Below are 298 nucleotides of genomic sequence, written 5' to 3' on the forward strand. Positions count from 1 at the left end.
ATTGGGCTGCAGGGTATACAGCACTGCCTTGCCGGGCCGGGCACCAATGGCGACCCGGAAGCCCCCGGCCGTTTTCGCGGCGGCACAGGTCACAACCGGCAAATCCGTCTGGCTGTTGCGCACCGACTGATAGCATAATGCTGCCTGCTCTTTCGGCACGATGACCCGCACCAGGATCCCTCCACCTCACCGATGAGGGGGAAGTCCACGCCGCACTTTACCCAGAACTGCAGCACACCAGTATCCTGGCAGCTGGGGCGGTTCAGTTCCTTGGCCAGCTTCTGGTTCCGCTTCATGG

At 62.4% G+C, this 298-nt stretch carries 1 protein-coding gene; it reads right to left on the minus strand.

From position 1 onward, the window contains the following. Nucleotides 1-89 precede the first annotated feature (89 nt). On the minus strand, nt 90-296 hold the full coding sequence (locus P0G09_RS20955; protein ID WP_342760574.1) for a fumarate hydratase: 207 nt from the start codon (nt 294-296) through the stop codon (nt 90-92). Between the last annotated feature and the right edge of the window lie 2 nt (nt 297-298).

The sequence above is a fragment of the Faecalibacterium sp. DFI.5.82 genome (assembly GCF_029076575.1).
Taxonomy (GTDB): Bacteria; Bacillota; Clostridia; order Oscillospirales; family Ruminococcaceae; genus Faecalibacterium; species Faecalibacterium duncaniae.